Origin of the sequence: Enterococcus sp. 3G1_DIV0629, assembly GCF_002141285.1 — a bacterium.
In the GTDB taxonomy this organism is placed as follows: Bacteria; Bacillota; Bacilli; order Lactobacillales; family Enterococcaceae; genus Enterococcus_B; species Enterococcus_B lactis.
On the sequence record NZ_NGLI01000002.1, the window covers coordinates 92,671 to 110,775 of the forward strand.

The 18,105-nt window shown below is 39.4% G+C and carries 15 protein-coding genes; 2 read left to right on the forward strand and 13 right to left on the reverse strand.

The window, feature by feature from the left end; genetic code table 11:
* Positions 1–55: 55 nt before the first annotated feature.
* Positions 56–1,711 (reverse strand): FAD-dependent oxidoreductase, encoded by a 1,656-nt coding sequence (locus A5816_RS09195; protein ID WP_086311206.1) that lies wholly within the window; start codon positions 1,709–1,711, stop codon positions 56–58.
* Between the two features lies 1 nt (position 1,712).
* Positions 1,713–2,027, reverse strand: a complete 315-nt coding sequence (locus A5816_RS09200; RefSeq protein ID WP_010731875.1) for a rhodanese-like domain-containing protein — start codon at positions 2,025–2,027, stop codon at positions 1,713–1,715.
* A 169-nt stretch (positions 2,028–2,196) separates the two neighbouring features.
* Here A5816_RS09200 and A5816_RS09205 point away from each other — a divergent pair, with 169 nt between their 5' ends.
* Positions 2,197–2,457 carry a metal-sensitive transcriptional regulator gene (locus A5816_RS09205; RefSeq protein WP_002292566.1) on the forward strand — a complete coding sequence of 87 codons (261 nt, stop codon included), beginning with the start codon at positions 2,197–2,199 and terminating at the stop codon, positions 2,455–2,457.
* Between the two features lie 13 nt (positions 2,458–2,470).
* On the forward strand, positions 2,471–2,785 hold the full coding sequence (locus A5816_RS09210; protein ID WP_086311207.1) for a DsrE family protein: 315 nt from the start codon (positions 2,471–2,473) through the stop codon (positions 2,783–2,785).
* Between the two features lie 650 nt (positions 2,786–3,435).
* Here A5816_RS09210 and A5816_RS09225 read toward each other — a convergent pair.
* From A5816_RS09225 to A5816_RS09280, 11 genes are all read right to left on the reverse strand, one after another.
* A complete protein-coding gene (locus tag A5816_RS09225) occupies positions 3,436–3,990 on the reverse strand; it encodes a CDP-alcohol phosphatidyltransferase family protein (protein WP_025478550.1) in 555 nt (184 codons plus the stop codon).
* Between the two features lie 120 nt (positions 3,991–4,110).
* On the reverse strand, positions 4,111–6,039 hold the full coding sequence (locus tag A5816_RS09230; protein WP_086311208.1) for a mannonate oxidoreductase: 1,929 nt from the start codon (positions 6,037–6,039) through the stop codon (positions 4,111–4,113).
* A 481-nt stretch (positions 6,040–6,520) separates the two neighbouring features.
* Positions 6,521–7,237 carry an MIP/aquaporin family protein gene (locus A5816_RS09240; protein ID WP_002292560.1) on the reverse strand — a complete coding sequence of 239 codons (717 nt, stop codon included), beginning with the start codon at positions 7,235–7,237 and terminating at the stop codon, positions 6,521–6,523.
* Positions 7,238–9,061: a type 1 glycerol-3-phosphate oxidase gene (glpO, locus tag A5816_RS09245; RefSeq protein WP_086311209.1), complete on the reverse strand. Its 1,824-nt coding sequence runs from the start codon at positions 9,059–9,061 to the stop codon at positions 7,238–7,240.
* 13 nt (positions 9,062–9,074) lie between these two features.
* Entirely contained in the window at positions 9,075–10,571 is a 1,497-nt protein-coding gene (glpK, locus tag A5816_RS09250; protein ID WP_010731869.1) for a glycerol kinase GlpK, read from the reverse strand.
* A 136-nt stretch (positions 10,572–10,707) separates the two neighbouring features.
* Complete coding sequence (locus A5816_RS09255; protein ID WP_002375048.1) at positions 10,708–12,168, reverse strand: helix-turn-helix domain-containing protein; 1,461 nt, start codon at positions 12,166–12,168, stop codon at positions 10,708–10,710.
* Positions 12,158–13,453 carry an FAD/NAD(P)-binding oxidoreductase gene (locus A5816_RS09260; protein ID WP_025478552.1) on the reverse strand — a complete coding sequence of 432 codons (1,296 nt, stop codon included), beginning with the start codon at positions 13,451–13,453 and terminating at the stop codon, positions 12,158–12,160. The genes A5816_RS09255 and A5816_RS09260 overlap by 11 nt, the downstream gene beginning before the upstream one ends.
* Before the next feature lie 344 nt (positions 13,454–13,797).
* Positions 13,798–14,475 carry a type 1 glutamine amidotransferase domain-containing protein gene (locus A5816_RS09265; RefSeq protein WP_002375052.1) on the reverse strand — a complete coding sequence of 226 codons (678 nt, stop codon included), beginning with the start codon at positions 14,473–14,475 and terminating at the stop codon, positions 13,798–13,800.
* A 29-nt stretch (positions 14,476–14,504) separates the two neighbouring features.
* A complete protein-coding gene (locus A5816_RS09270) occupies positions 14,505–15,596 on the reverse strand; it encodes an NADH-dependent flavin oxidoreductase (protein ID WP_086311210.1) in 1,092 nt (363 codons plus the stop codon).
* 102 nt (positions 15,597–15,698) lie between these two features.
* Entirely contained in the window at positions 15,699–16,133 is a 435-nt protein-coding gene (locus A5816_RS09275; RefSeq protein ID WP_002310682.1) for a MarR family winged helix-turn-helix transcriptional regulator, read from the reverse strand.
* A 147-nt stretch (positions 16,134–16,280) separates the two neighbouring features.
* On the reverse strand, positions 16,281–17,918 hold the full coding sequence (locus A5816_RS09280; RefSeq protein WP_086311211.1) for an alpha-glucosidase: 1,638 nt from the start codon (positions 17,916–17,918) through the stop codon (positions 16,281–16,283).
* Positions 17,919–18,105: the final 187 nt, after the last annotated feature.

Consider the following 18,105-nt stretch of genomic DNA (forward strand, 5'->3'; position numbering starts at 1 on the left):
TGGAACCGATTAGTTTACCTCTTTTAAGAGTCGAATGCAAGTTTTTTAACGAGTATCATTTGTTAGGATATATCAGTTCTTCAGGTCGGACAGTTTGATATAAAGAAAATGCACCATCAAGGTTTTTTACGTGGTAGCCAGACTGCTTCAAGATTCTTTCCGCTAGATAGCTACGTAATCCGCTATGACAGCTGACGATATATTCTTGTTGGCTGTCTAATTCATTTAATCGGTCCCGAAGTTCATTCAAAGGGATATGTTTGGCTTCCTTGAATTTGCCCTTTTCCAATTCTTCTGCTGTTCGCACATCTAATAAAATTTTTCCTTTTGCTAATTCTGTCGGCAATTGATGCCATTGTACGGTTTCACTAAGCCCTTCTGCAATGTTCATTGCTGCATATCCTAGCATGTTTACTGGATCTTTGGCTGAGCCAAATGGCGGTGCATACGTCAATTCTAACTCCGGCAAATCGAAGATCGTCAAATGCCCTTTGATTGCTGTTGCTAAAATATCGATCCGTTTATCCACACCTTTTGCCCCAACACCTTGTGCACCATAAATCTCGCCAGTCTCTGGATGGAAGATCAACTTCAGTAAAATATCTGTTGCTTCTGGATAATAGCTTGCATGATCTTTTCCTGACACATGAACGACTTCAAAAGACAGCTCGTTTTCTTTGGCTGTTCTTTCACTTAATCCGGTGGATGCGGCGGTCATTCCAAATGTTCGTATAATTGCTGTTCCAATACTGCCTTGATTTCTTCGAGAAATTCCGGAAATCGTGTCTGCAACTTGTCTACCTTGACGATTGGCTGGTGAAGCAAGAGAAATAAGTGCATCTTTTCCAGTGATTTGCTGTTTTACAACGATAGCATCCCCCACCGCATAAATATCAGGAATATTCGTTTGATATCGTTCGTCTACTAGGATACCCCCGCGTATGCCTAATTCGATTCCAGCGGTCACTGCTAACTGGTTATCAGGACGGACACCAATGGATAAAATAACTAAATCAGCAGGAATGGTACGCCCGTCATCCAGTCGCAATCGTTTCCCGTGGTCTTCAAATCCAGCGACAGCATGAGAAGTAATCACTTCTACTCCTTGATGAGACAATTCTTTTTCTATAAAAGCTGCCATTTCTTCATCTAGCGTCGGAAGAATATGCGGCGCTTGTTCGATCACCATGACTTCTAAACCTCTTTTTTTTAGGTTTTCTGCCATTTCCAATCCGATGAATCCTGCACCAACGATCACGGCACGCTTTGGCTGTTTTTCTAACGCATGCATCACTTTATCGATGTCTGGTACATTTCTAATAGAAAAAACATTGTCGGCTTCTGTTATCCCTGGAATCGACGGAACAACTGGTTTTGCGCCAGGAGATAAAACCAATACATCGTACTGTTCCAAGTGTTTTTGACCTCCATGTACGACTTCTACCGTTTTGTTTTCAGGAAAGATAGCTGTCACTTCATGATTTGGACGCACATCTAAACAAAAACGAGCAGCTAATGATTCTGGCGTTTGGACAAGGAGATTTTCCCGGTCACTGATTTCACCCGAAAGATAATAAGGCAAGCCGCAATTTGCAAAAGAAACATGCGGCCCTTTTTCAAAAACAACGATTTCTGCATCTTCCATTAACCGGCGAAGCCGTGTAGCAGCAGACATCCCACCAGCTACACCTCCGACAATAACGATTTTCATCTTATTTCCCTCCTACTGTTCGATCAAACCATTGATTCATACCGCCACGTACATTCACTACATCATAACCAGATTTCTTTAATTCTTTTGCTGCTTGTTTACTCCTCATCCCTGATTGACAAATCACATAAACGGTCTTTTCTTTGTCTCCATCATATCTGTTTATGCTTTGTAATGGAATATTTTTAGCTCCTTTTATATGCCCACCCCGGTATTCTACAGGTGTTCTAACATCAAGTAATACTGGCTTTTCTAAAAGCTTTTCCTTTAATTCTGGGACTGTTATCGATTTTATTGGTTGAAATAACAAACTCATTTTCTGCACCTCGTTTATATTTTATGAATACCTTGCGGGGTATATTAAACAGGAGCTTTCTTATTCTGTCAACCAGAATGACTCTTCATTTTTTTTACTGCTTTTTATATTTGCATAAAATACCGATTAGGGGTATTATCGAGTTATAAAAAATAGAGGAGAATGTGCTATGGAGATTGAGAATAAAAATATCCTGAACCGTTTGAAACGTACAGAGGGACAAATTCGTGGTATCCAAAAAATGATCGAAGATGAAAAAGAATGTATGGATGTCATCACTCAATTAAGCGCTGTTCGTTCTAGCATTGATCGCGTAATGGGAATGATCGTTGCAGATAATCTGAAAAATTGCTTTGAGAATCCTGATAGTAATCCAGAAGAACAAGCGGCTAAATTAGAGCAAGCGATCAAGATGATTATTAAAAAGTAAAGGAATGATTTCAATGAAAGTCGTTTTCCATATTGATGAATTAGAAAAATGGTCAGAAACAGGGAAAAAAGTAAAAAACCTGATAAAAGCTTCTCCTGAAACGACGATCGTCGTTTCCATCAACGGCATCGCGATTACCGGTTATCTAGACTCTGCCAATGCAGAATTCTTAGATTTGAAAGAAGTCGTTTTTCACGCTTGTGCGAATGCTATGCGTGCTAATCACATTTCAGAAAGTTCTTTACCTGAACAAGTAATCGTTGTACCAGCAGGTGTACTTGATTTAGTTGAACTGCAATCCCAAGGTTATGCTTATATCAAGCCTTAGTCAGTAGAGGTTGTGACAGAAGTGATCAGCTTCAAGAAATAAGAAGGAATTTACGAAAATTGCTTCTCAAATTTTTGTGAAATTTCGGCTTATTTTTCGAAGAAGCTACTTCTGGAACACCGTGTATCAGAGGTTGTGAAATCAGCGGTTTGACCTGAGTATTAGAGAAAAAAACGGGAAAATAGCTCCTCATATTTTGCCGTTTTTTGAGCTAATACCGAAGGTCAGCTGATTGAACACCGTTTAAGGAAGAGGTTGTGAAAAAGCTGTCCTGCATCAAGTAATAAGAACAGCCAAACAAAAATAGCTCCTCCTATTTTTCGTTTGGTTGGGCGTATTACCGCAGATGCAAGCTTTTGAACACCGTTTAAGGAAGAGATTGTGAAAAAGTCGCTTAGTTTCGAGTATTAAGAAAAATTTTGTGAAAATGGCTTTCTACTTTTTTGCATATATTTGGCTTAATACCGAGAAACTGGCTTTTGAACACCGTTTACCCAGAGGTTGTGAGCCTACCATTTAACTCCGAGTTACAAGAAATAATTTTAAAAACAACTTCTCATGTTTTTGGTTTGGTTGGCTTATTATCGAGAAGTAGCTATTGGGAGTCTATTTATCAAAAAAAGGAGTGCGACATAGGTCACACCCCTTCTTTATTTTCTTTGAAACATCTTTCGGTACTCGACAGCATACAAGACAAAAGATTGTAAAAGACCGTAAGTGATGACGGCAAAAATGACTCTCACCCACAGCGTTGGTAATTCTGGGAAAAGCAGCAAAAGAATCATGCCAACATAGATGACAGCAGTCGCTACTTTGCCATACCACTTCGCACCACTTAATTTGATATTTTTAGATAGCCCGATTAATCCAGCTACAAACATAAAGCCTTCTTTTATCAGGAATAGACCAAACAACAGCCAAAGCCACGGTCGATACCATGCCATAGACAAAATCAGGAAAAGTTGTGTCAATTTATCTGCAAACGGATCAAGCACCTTCCCTAAGTCTGTTACCTGATTATATCTCCGAGCAATGACCCCATCTAAATAATCAGACAAGCCTGAGACAACAATAACTGCTCCTGCTACATAAAACGACTGTCTCAGCACAAAATAAAGATAAATCGGCAGCAAGAGAATACGGAATATCGATAAAAGATTCGGAATCGTTTGGATTTCTTTACGCCAGTTTGTGCTTATTTTCATTTGACCGTCCCACCTCCTCAGCACTCTTTTTTTTATTTTAGCTTACATAGAGAATAAAACCAATGATTTTACTGCTGTCATTTTTTACAATCACTGATCATATGAGTTGCTCTGAAATAATCACTTGCTGTTTTCAGCTTTTGCTCTTCTTTCTTCCTGTCGTTTACGCATTTCTTTTACTAACGCTTTATGGGCTTTTTTTGATCCTCGCTCTAGGTCACGCTGCTGTTTTCGTGTTTTAAAATCGATAAACAGACTGTCTAAATCGTAACCTGTCGGGTACAGATTTTCTGCTGAACGCACCAGACGAACACGCTGACGAGGCACATGGATCATTTCTTTTTCTAAATATACGGCAATCGTATCTTCACCTATATCCTCATAAACTAATGCTTCTTTTTGGTATTCATTCACAAATATTCGATCGCCTTTTGCAAAGAGCTGGCGTTCTTTTTTATTGTCCTTCCTAGTTATAACTGCTGTCTTAGGAGGAAATTCTTTTTTCTGTGTCCGATAGGCTTTTTCCTCCAGATAACGCTCTGCTTGCTGGATCAATTTCATAGACATAGCCATTTTATGTGCAATCCATAAAGCTTGGCTTTCTCCTGTTTCTCCAACACGCAATTGATATTTAGGACGAAGTGCTTCCCGATCGAAAGCCATAGCAGCCGGCACAAAATCTTCATGATCCCTGGCAAATTTCTTAATTTCTCCATAATGGGTCGTGGCAATGATCAATGCCCCCTGCTCATACATAGATTCCATGATTGCAATCGCTAATGCAGCCCCTTCATTTGGCTCTGTTCCACTGCCAATCTCATCCAGAAGTACCAATGTATTCCTTTTTATCTTTTTCAAAATAGCAGCAATGTTTTGCATATGACCAGAAAATGTACTCAACGCATTTTCTAAATTTTGGTGGTCACCGACATCGACGAAAACCTCATCAAAGACAGCAAGCTCCGTCCCTTCTTTTGCCGGAACTTGCATGCCGAACATCGCCATCAAAGTCAATAAACCGACCGTCTTCAACACGACTGTTTTGCCGCCGGCATTTGCTCCGGTAATAATCAAGCCTCGATAGTCTTTACCGATTTCAACATCCAATGGTACCGCATGATCAGGTAAAAATGGATGTCTGCCTTGTTTGATGACGATATGTTCTGATTTATTGATTTTAGGCGTGATCCCATTGATTTCTCGACTGAATTTTGCCCGAGCAAAAATGATATCTAATACCGTCATCGTTTCGATCAATAAGTCGATTGCTTCTTCATTTTCTGCAATAGCACCAGTCAATGCAGCCAGAATTTGATATTCTTCACTGATTTCTTCAGCTTTTAACAACTGATAGTGTTCATTCAGTTTAGAAACCACAGTTGGTTCAATAAAAACCGTCGTTCCTTTGTTCGATTCATCGATGATCGTCCCATCTACTTTATTTTTATAGCTGGCTTTGATAGGAATCGTATAGCATTCACCTTTTTGAACGATTATTGCTTCTTGGATCATTTCTTTGTTTTTCGGATGACGCAAGAATTTCAGCAATTTTGACTGGATTTCTTTTTCTATTATTTGTAATTGTTTGCGTACTTTACGCAAATTACGTGAAGCATCGTCACTGACTTTATTATTTTTTATTTTTTGGTCAATCAACTCTTCTACATTTATCAAATCAGGAAGATGCTTGCTATAAGCAAACAACAAAGGTGCCTGGTATTGATTCTTATCAAAAAACTTTGTGATCATCCGACTGCTTCTTAGAAAATCCGCATATTCGATCAAATCAGCGGGCGACAGAACCAGCCCTTTTTTGACTTGTTCTGTCAGTGCATCGATCCTCGGCAATCCCATAAATGGAACATGCTGACTACTTTCTAAGATCAAGCGTGCTTCTCTTGTTTCTTCTTGACGATCCAAGACGGTTTGTAGGTTTGTCGAGGCCGTCATCTTGCTGATTCGTTTTTTGCTATAGTTTCCAATTGCTCTTGCTTGGATTTCCGTTTTGATCTGATCAAATTGTAATTGACTAATCATTTCGTTGTTCATACTCTCTCCTTTTCTTGAAGAGATACCTGTCCCAAAATAAATAAGGGCCTAGAGATAAATAAAAGGATAGAACACAGCTTAAAAAAGTCATGTCCTATCCTCATTAGAATACAAAGATATTGTTTTCCTGACAGGTACCGTTTCATAAGCACACCAAATAAACCTTGTTTATTGGCTATTCGACTTACTGATTAGATACCAGCTACACTCACAAAACATTCCCCATTCTTCTAGGTCTTATTTATTTTCCACTTAACTATAGCAAGACGCATTTTGATTGTCAAACCTTAGAGTAAAACCGTACAAAAAAAGGAACTGTGACAAAAGTCGTGTCAAAGTCCCTCTTTCCGAATAAACGGTGTTCAAAAGCTTGCATCTGCGGTAATAAGCCAAAATTTTACAAAAATTTGAGAAGCAATTTTCGTCAATTCCTTCTTATTTCTTGAAGCTGACCACTTCTGTCACAACCTCTTTTATAGATTTACACCATTAACGAATAGACACCTACCGCGATAATTGCTCCAATCATTGGGCCTGCAATTGGTACCCATGAATATGCCCAATCTGAAGTTCCTTTATTAGCTATTGGCAATACCGCATGTGCTAATCGAGGACCAAAGTCTCGAGCAGGGTTGATTGCGTATCCTGTTGGTCCTCCTAATGAAAGACCGATGGCTAAGATCAATCCACCTACAGCGAATACGTTCGTTCCAGGTGCAAATTCGTTTTGTCCAAAAGCTAGCAACCCAAGAACTAATACAAATGTACCAATTAATTCTGTGATTACATTTGCTGGATAATTCCGTATAGCAGGACCTGTTGCAAACGTGCCTAAAATCGCACTTTCATCTTTCGTTGCATTCCAATGTGGCAAATAAGAAAGCCAAACAAGAATGGCCCCTGCAAAAGCTCCTAAAACTTGCGCAATGATGAAAGGAACGACAAGATTCCAACTAATTGCCCCTGTCATCGCCATAGCTAGAGAGACTGCAGGATTCAAATGAGCTGGGCCCATGAATCCAGAAATATAGACAGCCATTGTTACAGCGAGTCCCCAACCAAATGCGATGACAATCCAACCAGAAGCTTGTGCTTTACTTTTGTTTAGATTCACAGCCGCGCACACACCATCTCCAAGCAAAACTAGGATCAATGTCCCAATAAACTCCCCCATGATTTGAGTCATATCACTGTTCATTTATTTCTCCCCCTTTAGTTCCCGCAGATCTGATTCTGCGATCAATGCTTCTAAACGTTTAGTCTGTTGCGCCTTCTCCTCTTCTGTCCACCCAAAATACCCAGCAATTGCATCGATCACAGGTTGCTTGATCTCATCCAGCTGATCTCGTTCAAACAACAGATGATTCGTACGACGAATGAGATAATCACCTGGAGCTAAAACCATTTCTTCTTCTAAGCCATAACGTAACCGAGCTGACTCAGCGAGACTCAAGCCATGATAAGGTGCCATTTCTTTTGCTAATTCAAAGATACGTCGAGCATTAGTCCCGTAAAAATCAGCGATATAAGTAGCATCTTCTTCCTCTAAACCGGCTGCTACTCCTTCTTTTGCTAATTCTGTCACTGTTTCTTCTAATTTCGTTGGATCGAAATTTCCACCTGAAATCTGATATTTTTTAGAATCGATTTCTTTCGTCTCTATTCCGTATTCTTCTTTTAACAGCTGACGAATCAATCGTAAAGCTCCTTCTGCCATCTTACGGTAATCAGTGATTTTCCCACCTGATAAAGTCAACAAGCCATCTGGTTCTCTTTCTAAAGAACTACCTCTGGAAATCGTAGAAGGTGCTTTTTCATCACGGCTGTTTTCCAAATGGTTCAACACATCTTCTACTTCAGCACGAGAAACTTTATTTTCCTTATATTCACTTACTGTATCAACCACTTTATTGAAGCTCTTGTCTGAAATCGATCCATTATCTCCACCATTATAATCAGAACCAGAATTACCAATCAATAGCGGACGAAGTCCTGCCCAGCTTGCTTCGATATCTTTCAATGTGATATTTGCTTCTGGGTAGCGATGATTGATCACATCCAATAGATAATCCACGTCTTCTTGTGTGACTTTTGGATCCGTAAAGTCTCCTTGGTAATCCGTATCTGTCGTACCAAAGTAAGTCTTGTTTTCTCTTGGGATAGCAAAAACCATCCGCCCATCTTGTTTTCCTGTATCGAAGTACGTGGGTTGCGGTACAGGCAGTTTTTTCGCATCTACGACTAAATGGATCCCTTTGGTTGGACGCATTTTAGGAGAGACTGGACGCGTAAAATTCAAGTTCCTTACTTTATCTACCCAAGGACCACTCGTATTGATCACTAATTTTGCTTTGATCTCGATCACTTCATCTGTCAGCAGATCACGAGCTTTGACGCCAACGATTTGATCGCCCTCATATAAGAAGCCAACCGCTTTCATTTTACTTACTAGATAAGCCCCATCTTCTGCAGCCTTTTTGATATTATCGATCACTAAACGGGCATCATTGTTGCGGAAATCCAGATAAACACCTGCACCTTTTAGCCCTTCTTTTTTCAAAAATGGTTCTCTTTCCAATACTTCTTCTGGTGTCAGGGTATAGTTCTCATATTTAGTTCCTGTCACATTTGCCAGTTTGTCGTAAAGGTCCATTGCTACTTTGACAGAGAACATATTGAAGGTTGTTGCTTCTTCATCTTCATAGATTGGTAAAAGCATTGGATCTGGTTTTGGAATGTGTGGGGCAATACCTTGTACGACTGCACGTTCACCAACTGTGTCAGCTACTACTTCCACATCAAATGTTTTCAGATAACGAATACCGCCATGCACAAGTTTGGTCGAGCGAGAGGACGTCCCTTCTGCAAAATCTTGCATTTCGATCAATCCTGTTTTGATTCCTGATGCTGCTGCCTGGACTGCTACACCGGCACCAGTGATTCCGCCACCGATGATCAACAGATCCAATTCTTCTTGCTGCATTTTTTGAATGCTATCTTGTCTTGTCTTGTTTGAAAACATATGGATTTCCTCCTTATTCAAATGCTTGGGTAGCTTTTACTGCTTTTTTCCAGCCATTGTAAAGTTTTTCTCGGCGCTCTTCCTCCATTTGAACTTCAAATAGCTTGCCAGCTTCATAAAATTCGCGGATCTCGTCTGTATCTTTCCAATAACCGACAGCTAATCCTGCTAAAAATGCTGCCCCTAGTGCTGTTGTTTCCAAGTTTTCTGCACGTTGGATCGGTACATTCAAGATATCTGTTTGGAATTGCATCAGATATTCATTATTTGCTGCACCGCCATCCACTTTCAATACAGGAATCTTGATTCCAGTGTCATCTTGCATCGTATCGATGATATCTCTCACTTGATAGGCAATCGACTGCAAAGTAGCTTTAATGATATCTTCTTTTGTCGTTCCACGTGTCAAACCAAACATAGCCCCTCGCGCTGCCTGATCCCAATAAGGAGCCCCCAGTCCAACAAATGCAGGAACAACATAGACCTCATCTTCGTTTGTGGAGCGTTTTGCCGCATCTTCCGAATCACTAGCTTTTTGCAACATTTGAAGTCCATCTCTCAGCCATTGAATCGAAGAACCAGCCACAAAAATACTTCCTTCTAAAGCATAGTAAACCTTTCCATTTATGCCGTAACCAATTGTCGTCAATAAATTATTTTTGGATAATTGCGGTTTTTCACCGGTATTCATGACAATAAATGAACCTGTACCATAAGTATTCTTGACCATGCCTGGTTCGAATGCCATTTGTCCGAATAATGCAGCTTGCTGGTCTCCTGCCATCCCTGAAATTGGTGCTTCGCTTCCATAAAAATGATAACCTTGCGTATAACCATAAACTTCTGAGTTAGAAGTAACTTTTGGTAACATCACTCGAGGAATATTCAATAAATCCAAAATTTCCTGATCCCAATCTAGCTGATGGATATTGAACAACATCGTCCGACTGGCATTCGAGTAATCAGTAACATGTGCTTGTCCATCGGTCAGTTTCCATACTAACCACGAATCAATCGTTCCAAACATTAACTCGCCTTTTTCAGCGCGTTCTTGCGCACCTTCTACATGATCAAGAATCCAGCGAATCTTCGTTGCTGAGAAATAGGCATCGATCACTAGTCCTGTTTTTTCGTGGAAAAATTCTTGATATCCTTCATTTTTTAAGTTATCTGCAATTCCAGCTGATTGTCTGGATTGCCAAACAACTGCATGATAGATTGGACGTCCTGTATCTTTTTCCCAGATTACTGTTGTTTCACGCTGGTTCGTTATGCCAATCCCAGCAATTTGGTTTGGTTTGATCCCTGATTCGATGAAAGCTCCGGCAATAACTGACTGTACAGAATTCCAGATTTCATTTGCATCATGTTCAACCCAGCTTTCTTGCGGGAAATATTGCGTGAACTCTTTTTGAGAACTGCCGATATGTCTTCCTTTCTTGTCAAAGATAATTGCTCGTGAGCTAGTTGTACCTTGGTCAATCGCCATGATATACGTTGGTTCTGTCATTGTGATTCCCTCCATTATCTGCAAACGCTTTCTTTAACTGCTTTTATCATACTACTCATTTAAAAAAAGAAACTGTCAAAATTTTATTCTTTTTTTCTTTTTTTTGACAGTTTTTTATTATGATGCTAGTTTTTGATCAATTCTTTTCTTTTTTCAACATTTCTATTCTTCTTTTCAATCGGATAATGTCATAAGGCGACGCAAATTCTGATAGATAATATTCACTCTGTTGCTTGTTTCTCTGACAAAATGTTATGACCAAATCATAGTTTTTTCCTTCTTCATAACTTTCAATCTCAATACCGCTGACTCCTCTCAGTTCTCTGATCAGATACTGTTGGAAAGCAATACGGTAAATAGGCAAACTTTCTAAATCGATCCCTATCACTACTGGTTTTGCAATATAAAAATCAATCATCAAAAGAACATTGGCATACTGAATCATCAGATAACTAAGTGCACTGTCTTCGGTGCTTTTCCTTGGCAATTGTTGCATCGCTGTTTCCTGTAGTTTCTCCAATAACTGTGTTAAGGAATGCCCAAGCATTTTTTGCTGCTGCTCCAAAAGCCGATCACGCTCGTAGACTTCGATCTTTCCAACAAAGAAAAACCATTCACTGTTTATTTGTGAAATTTGGTAGCCTACTGCTTTTTCCTCTTTGATTTTCAAACGACGAGGACGATAATGCCATAGCATCGTTTCCCGAATATAAGTATCCAAAACAGCTGTGGGTAACTTTTTGCTCCGTGTCAAATCATATTGATAAAATATTTCTTCTTCTACTATCGAAAAAGAAACAAAAAAGCTGTAAAACATCATTGTTTCGTATACATTCAGTTCTGCTGCTGTTCGACTAAGATGCATCACGATGATTGGATCGATTGCTTGATAAAGCCGGTCCGACTGATAGAGCAACTTCTTTTCTTTCAAAGTTGCGTACGTACCTTTTTCATTCAATAGTCTTTTTTTCGTGATTCCGAGCCAGCAAGCAATCTGTGCTTCTGCTGATGCCGTAAACGTCGTTTCTAATACGCGGCCCAATCCTAGAATGAATGGTCTTTTTTCTGGTGTATTTTGCAAAAAAAGCGGTCGTTGATCTTCCGGGATATATTGGAATAATTCATAATAAAAATATCGGATCTGTAGCTCTTCTCCGTATAATTGACCGTTTTTGATTTGTAATCCAAATTCCTCTAAGAGCTGGTTCAATTCTTTGATTTTTCGAAAAACAGAAGACTCACTGATATTAAACGCTGTCGCTAATCGAACGATGGATACTTGCTGGTGTTCTAATAAATAGACAAGCATCTTAAACTTCAAGCTTTCCTGTAATAAAAACAAAAGAACTTTTTCCAAACTGACATCTTCGTCCAACACAAGCAGCGCCTGATACTCGTTTCGCTGTACTTCTACTTTTTTTCCCATCATCCGGCCAATCAATTCAATATCTTCCAAATATTGATCAAAAGAGGTTTTTGACAGTTGGACATGCTCTCTCAATCCATTGATAGAGGCTGTTCCTCCTTGCAGAACAAGGTTTCGCAAAATCAGGATCTGTAACTGCTCTTTTCTTTCTAATAATGCTTCAATCTTCATAGGCAGTATTCGCCACCTTTGACCACACCATATTAGGCACACGATATTCTGGCTGGAAAAACAGCTCATGTTCTTCTAACTGTTCGAACGTCCAGCCTTCTTCTACTGCGATTGTCAGTTGGTCAAGAAGATGGAACATTTCTTTTCTGCTTTGGAGCTGTGCTCCAAGAATCTTTTTTTCAGAATCAAATAGGAATTTGATTTTGACTTTGCTTTGGTTTATTGCTGCAAGCTTGTATTCTGCGTACCCTGTTTCAATTTTTTGGGGATAAAAAATGCTTTCTTCTTCTGTCATACCTACGCTTCCTAAGAAATAGCCAAACCACTGATTGCCAACTGGTCGATAGGTTCCTTGATCCATTGTCGCAGAACCACTAATTGTCTTGCTGACATTTCGCGCTGTACGGACAGCGTTATTTACTAGAGAAACGTACATTTTTTCATTTGTTGGGCGAAAAGTGACTTGGATTGCATCACCAATTGCATAGACGTCTTTTTGAGACGTTTGCAAGTAGTCATCTACCCAGATCGTTCCATCATCATTCAATGTTAATTGTTCTTCCCACATCTGATTGTCGGGGCGAGAATGGTTAGCCAACAAAACAAGATCATAGTTTTCCCTTCTTCTTTCCGTCTCTACTACAGCGGTTTCATTTTCGGACAAAGATACGACTTGCTCTTCTAAGAAAAGCGATATCCCTTGATTTTTCATTTCCTTTACTAACGGTTCCGTCATTTCAGGGTCAAGGTAACGAAAAAGAATCGACTTTCGGCTTTCGTAAAGATGGATTTGTGTTTTTCCTGATGATAAGCCTTCAGCTATTTCGATCCCTGCTTGACCTGCTCCAATAATGGCAATTTTTTTTGCATCCATGATCTTTTGCTGAAGAGAAGCTATGTTTTGTATCTTTTTAACTGGGTGAATGAACCTTGCTTCTGCAGGAACATTTCGAAAATTTTGATTTGAACCAGTCGCCAAAATCAAACGGTCAAAATCCAGTTTGTCTCCGCCTGCTAAAATGACTTTCTTTTCTTCCAATCCTATTACCGTCTTTTCTGTGTAAACATGGATACGATAGCGGTCAATCAGCTCTTCTTTGGTGATCCAAGAAAGTTGTTTTTCACTGGTGACCTTTCCTTTTACTATCAGATTGAACCCGCTGGGAATCCACCCTAACTTCGATTGCTTTTCAATCAAATATATTTCACTTGTTGGTATCAATTGGCGAAGATAAATAGCCGCATGAATCCCTGCAAACGACCCGCCGACAATTACAATGTTCATCTGCATTCCTCTTTCTTATTAAGTGTGCGACTGCCAACATGGGCTGAAATCACAATGTTCTTAAACCATGGTTACTCATTCCTATGATCCATGGCAGCGTAGCAGAACACACGCTCTCCATCCTACCATGTGACTAGGTCTGCTTCTCAGTAATAAATTAGTTGACCTAATTGAAGAGTATCATTTCTGAAGAGATGTTTCAAAAAATGTACTCTTAGAAAGGCAAAAAACTCGCCTTTTTCGTACCTCTGTCCAAATAGGAAACAGAAAAGAACGAAAAGACGAGTTTTAGCGTGTGTAATGTAATAGTTAGAATAGGCCTATCATTTTTATGCTGACAATTTTTAATGCTTTAATGCTTCAACCACTACTTCACCTAATTGATGAGCAGATTGAGGGTTTTGCCCTGTAAGAAGACGTCCATCGATTTGAACGACTTCTGAGAAAGCTGGACCTGACTGATAGTCAGCTCCTTTTTCTTTCAAAGCATCTTCTGCTAAGAATGGTACTTCATTCGTTGTACCATTGGCTTCCTCTTCTTCATTACTGAATCCAGTCACTGTGCGTCCAGCTAAAATAGACTTTCCAGATTCATCTGTAACTGGCAACAATCCGACAACACCGTGACAAACAGCTGAGACCAGTCCTTCATTTCGATAGATTTGTGAAGCAACTTTCCCAAGATCTGCTGCTTCTGGAAAATCCCACATTGTTCCGTGGCCACCAGCATAATAAACTGCTGCATAATCTTTTGCATCCACATCATCAGGGCGTAAGGTATTTCCCAAGGCCCGATTTCTGAAATCTTCATCTTTATAGTAGGCCCAATCGATTTCATCCATATTCAAAACGCTTTGCGGTTCTAAAGGTACATATCCGCCTTTAGGACTGACAAAATCTGCATCGATTCCATTTTTTACTAATACATCATAAAAATGAGTCAGTTCACTTAACCACAAACCTGTAGGACGTTCGATCTTTTCGTACTTTTCTACATTTGTTAATACGATCAATACTTTCATTTTTCCATCCTCTTTCTATAAAAATTGAGTTATTGATAACGTGCTTTCAAGAAATTATATAATGGACTTGGCAAATAAAGCTCTTTATATGCTTCTTCAAAAGGTTTCGTTACAAATTCATCCTCACGGTTTTCCAATAATTTCTCTGCCCAGTCAGGATCGACGATCATTTGCTGTCCAATTGCTGCAAGTTCTGCATATTTCAGTACTTGCTCTACGTCTTTGCGAGTACGGATGCCTCCGACACCAATTAAAGGGATCTTTCCTTGGATCGTGTCATGGACAGCTTCAAGAATCGACTGATCGCTGTATTTATCAGAACGGGCTCTTCGATCATACGCATTTAATGAAACATGCAGATAATCTAATTTTGTCTCACGTAATCGTTCAAGAAGCCAGATCGTGTCTTCAAAACGGATACCTGGTGTTTCATATTCTTCTGGCGAGAAACGATACCCTACGATGAATGGTTTTTTTGCATATTTTTCAACCGTTGAGAAAACCGTTGTTAATAATTCGTCAATAAAACGATAGCGATTTTCTAAGCTACCGCCCCATTGATCCTCTCGTCTATTTGAATGCGGAGAGAAAAATTGTTGGATCAAATACGTATTTGCTCCATGCAACTCGATACCATCAAATCCTGATTCAATCGCTCTGCGTGTGGCTTCGCCAAATGCTTGGATTGTTTCTTTGATTTCATTTTCACTTAATGCTCGCGGTGTTTCTGCATCAGGTCGTTCCGCTGCAACTGCACTTGCAGATACAGACTGTTCTCCAAATAGAGTAGCTCGACTAGTCATTCGTCCACCGTGGAAAATCTGAACAATCGCTTTTGCACCTTCTCCTTGGATTGCTTTAGCTAGTTCACTTAAGCGAGGAATCATTTCATCATGAGCGATGCTCAGTTCACCTGGCCAGCCTTTTCCGATATCTTGGACATTTGCAGCACCAGTAATAACAGCACCAAGTCCTTTAGAACGTTGTTTATAATAAGTGATCTCATCTTCGGTGATCACTCCATTGAAGAAGCTGAGTTGTGTCGTCATAGGCGACAGCATCAATCGATTCTTCAATTGAACTCCTGAAGGTAAAGTAATTGATTGATCAAATTGTGACATTGTTATTCCTCCCATGAATTGCTCTAATTAACCTATCGAGAATCATCTATTATTAAACCACTCAATTAGTTGTACATGCAACTAATTTGCTTAAAAAAATTTTTATTTTTTTTGTAACTTATCTGTTGCTTCATTCATTATCTCGGCTAATTCTTTACTTGCTTCATTTCCCAAGACTGCTTTGTACGACTGATGGAGTTCTTCCCAGCTACCATCGACTTCCTTAGTAAATTGGCGTCCTTGTTCTGTAAGATAAACTAATGACAAGCGCCCTTCGCTAACTGTTTTGACGTATCCTTTATATTCTAATTTTTCAACAAAACGAGCGATTGTTGAAGGCGCAGAATAGAGCATTTGTGCAATATCTTTTTGCGGTATACCATCTTTTTCTTTTAATATCAATAAAATAAATCCATATGTTGGTGCCAGACCTGTTTTTCTAAACGCTTCATCAGCTAATTTATTCAACATGCGATCTAACTTTTTCACACTAAAGAAAAGACATTCATCCAACGCTTTTTCAATTGGCTTTTCCATTTCATCCCCTCCATTGGCGTACATATCATAGTATGATTTTTATGATTTGTCAAAAAACACGGAATAATGTCCGCCTCCTCTGTCTAGATTTGAGAAAAAGAAGTTGTGACAAAAAATGTGTCACAACCTCTCGGTAATACGTTTCAATTAAATAAGCTTTTCTTTATTTACTTCCACCACAAATGCTTCATATGGTCGTAACTCGACTTTGCCGTCTGGTAACTGTTTCAGAGGATAATTTGACACAATAATCCTTAAAGCTTCACGTGGAACAGTGAACACCTGTTTTTCACTGGACATATTGCAAACAACGAGCCATCGCTGGTCTTCATATATGCGAGAATAAGCAAAGACATGCTCTGGCGTCTCTTCTACTAATTCATAGTCACCCCAGACGATGATGTCGTGTTTTCTACGCAAATCGATCAATTTCTTGTACATATAAAAAACAGAATTTTGATCTGCTAACGCTTCTTCTGCATTGATTTCTTTATAATTTGGGTTGACTCGAAGCCATGGAATTCCCATAGTAAACCCAGCATGCTCACTGGCGTTCCATTGCATAGGCGTCCTAGCATTGTCTCTTCCTTTCGCATTGATTGATTCCAAGATTTCCTCTTTTGTAAATCCAGAAGAAATCCTTTCGTTATACATATTGATTGTCTCAATATCTTTTGCTTCCGCGATATCATCAATTGGGCAATTCGTCATGCCTAATTCTTCTCCTTGATAGATATAAGGAGTGCCTTTCATCATATGAAGCAAGATAGCAAACATCTTGGCACTTTCTTTTCGATACACATCGTCATTTCCCCAACGAGAAACAATTCGCGGAAGATCATGATTATTCCAAAATAAACTATTCCATCCTTCATCACCCAAAGAAGTTTGCCATTTCGATAATACTTTTTTCAGTTCAGAGATACTCAAAGGTTTCAAATCCCATTTGTCTTTGCCTTCTTGCTGATCTAATCCTATGTGTTCGAATTGGAAGATCATGGATAATTCATTTCTTTTAGGATTGGAATAAAGTTTAGCAATCTCGGTAGTTGCTCCCCATGTTTCGCCAACGGTCATCAGATTTTTGTCGCCAAAAGTTGCTTGATTCATTTCCTGAAGATACTCATGCAGTTTAGGTCCATTACTTGTGATTTCTTTATCCGGTTCTTTGCCAATCATATCGATCACGTCCATACGAAAGCCACCAATACCTTTGTCGATCCAGAAATTCATCATTTGATAAATCGCTTGGCGAACCTGTTTGTTTTTCCAATTCAAATCAGGTTGACGCTTGCTATACAAGTGCAGAAAATATTGCCCTGTTTGCTCATCCAACTGCCAAGCAGGTCCACTGAATATCGAGCGCAATCCATTAGGCTCCTCTCCATTGACTGGATCACGCCAAATATAGTAGTCACGATAAGGATTTTCTTTATTTTTACGTGCCTCAATGTACCACGGGTGTTCATCCGAAGTATGATTCACCACCAGATCCATAACGATACGGATGTTTCTTTTCTTTGCTTCTTCAATCAGTTCCTCCAATTCTTCCATCGTACCGAATTCTGCCATGATTGCTTGATAATCGCTGATATCATAGCCATTGTCATCATTTGGAGACTCGTACACTGGCGAAAGCCAAATCACATCAATGCCCAAATATGCCAGATAATCCAATCTGGAAATAATCCCTTGCAAGTCTCCAATCCCATCTTGATTTGAATCTTGAAAACTTCTTGGATAGATTTGATAAACAACTGAATGATGCCACCATTTTCGTTCCATGATTTCCCTCCTATAAATGGATGTTTCTATTTTTCGCTTAATCATCTAGTTTAGTTTCTTCCACCAAAAATTGTAACGCTTTCAAATGGTCATTGCACCTTGTTATCGGTAACAGAATAAACCAAAAAAACAGCTGAGAAAATTTCCTCAACTGTTTTTTGAAAGGATTGATTGATGCAGGGAAGAA

Coding starts and splice junctions, on each gene's coding strand:
- A5816_RS09195 (WP_086311206.1), bottom strand. CDS start 1,711: ATGAAAATCGTTATTGTCGGAGGTGTAGCTGGTGGGATGTCTGCTGCT.
- A5816_RS09200 (WP_010731875.1), bottom strand. CDS start 2,027: ATGAGTTTGTTATTTCAACCAATAAAATCGATAACAGTCCCAGAATTA.
- A5816_RS09205 (WP_002292566.1), top strand. CDS start 2,197: ATGGAGATTGAGAATAAAAATATCCTGAACCGTTTGAAACGTACAGAG.
- A5816_RS09210 (WP_086311207.1), top strand. CDS start 2,471: ATGAAAGTCGTTTTCCATATTGATGAATTAGAAAAATGGTCAGAAACA.
- A5816_RS09225 (WP_025478550.1), bottom strand. CDS start 3,990: ATGAAAATAAGCACAAACTGGCGTAAAGAAATCCAAACGATTCCGAAT.
- A5816_RS09230 (WP_086311208.1), bottom strand. CDS start 6,039: ATGAACAACGAAATGATTAGTCAATTACAATTTGATCAGATCAAAACG.
- A5816_RS09240 (WP_002292560.1), bottom strand. CDS start 7,237: ATGAACAGTGATATGACTCAAATCATGGGGGAGTTTATTGGGACATTG.
- glpO (WP_086311209.1), bottom strand. CDS start 9,061: ATGTTTTCAAACAAGACAAGACAAGATAGCATTCAAAAAATGCAGCAA.
- glpK (WP_010731869.1), bottom strand. CDS start 10,571: ATGACAGAACCAACGTATATCATGGCGATTGACCAAGGTACAACTAGC.
- A5816_RS09255 (WP_002375048.1), bottom strand. CDS start 12,168: ATGAAGATTGAAGCATTATTAGAAAGAAAAGAGCAGTTACAGATCCTG.
- A5816_RS09260 (WP_025478552.1), bottom strand. CDS start 13,453: ATGAACATTGTAATTGTCGGCGGGTCGTTTGCAGGGATTCATGCGGCT.
- A5816_RS09265 (WP_002375052.1), bottom strand. CDS start 14,475: ATGAAAGTATTGATCGTATTAACAAATGTAGAAAAGTACGAAAAGATC.
- A5816_RS09270 (WP_086311210.1), bottom strand. CDS start 15,596: ATGTCACAATTTGATCAATCAATTACTTTACCTTCAGGAGTTCAATTG.
- A5816_RS09275 (WP_002310682.1), bottom strand. CDS start 16,133: ATGGAAAAGCCAATTGAAAAAGCGTTGGATGAATGTCTTTTCTTTAGT.
- A5816_RS09280 (WP_086311211.1), bottom strand. CDS start 17,918: ATGGAACGAAAATGGTGGCATCATTCAGTTGTTTATCAAATCTATCCA.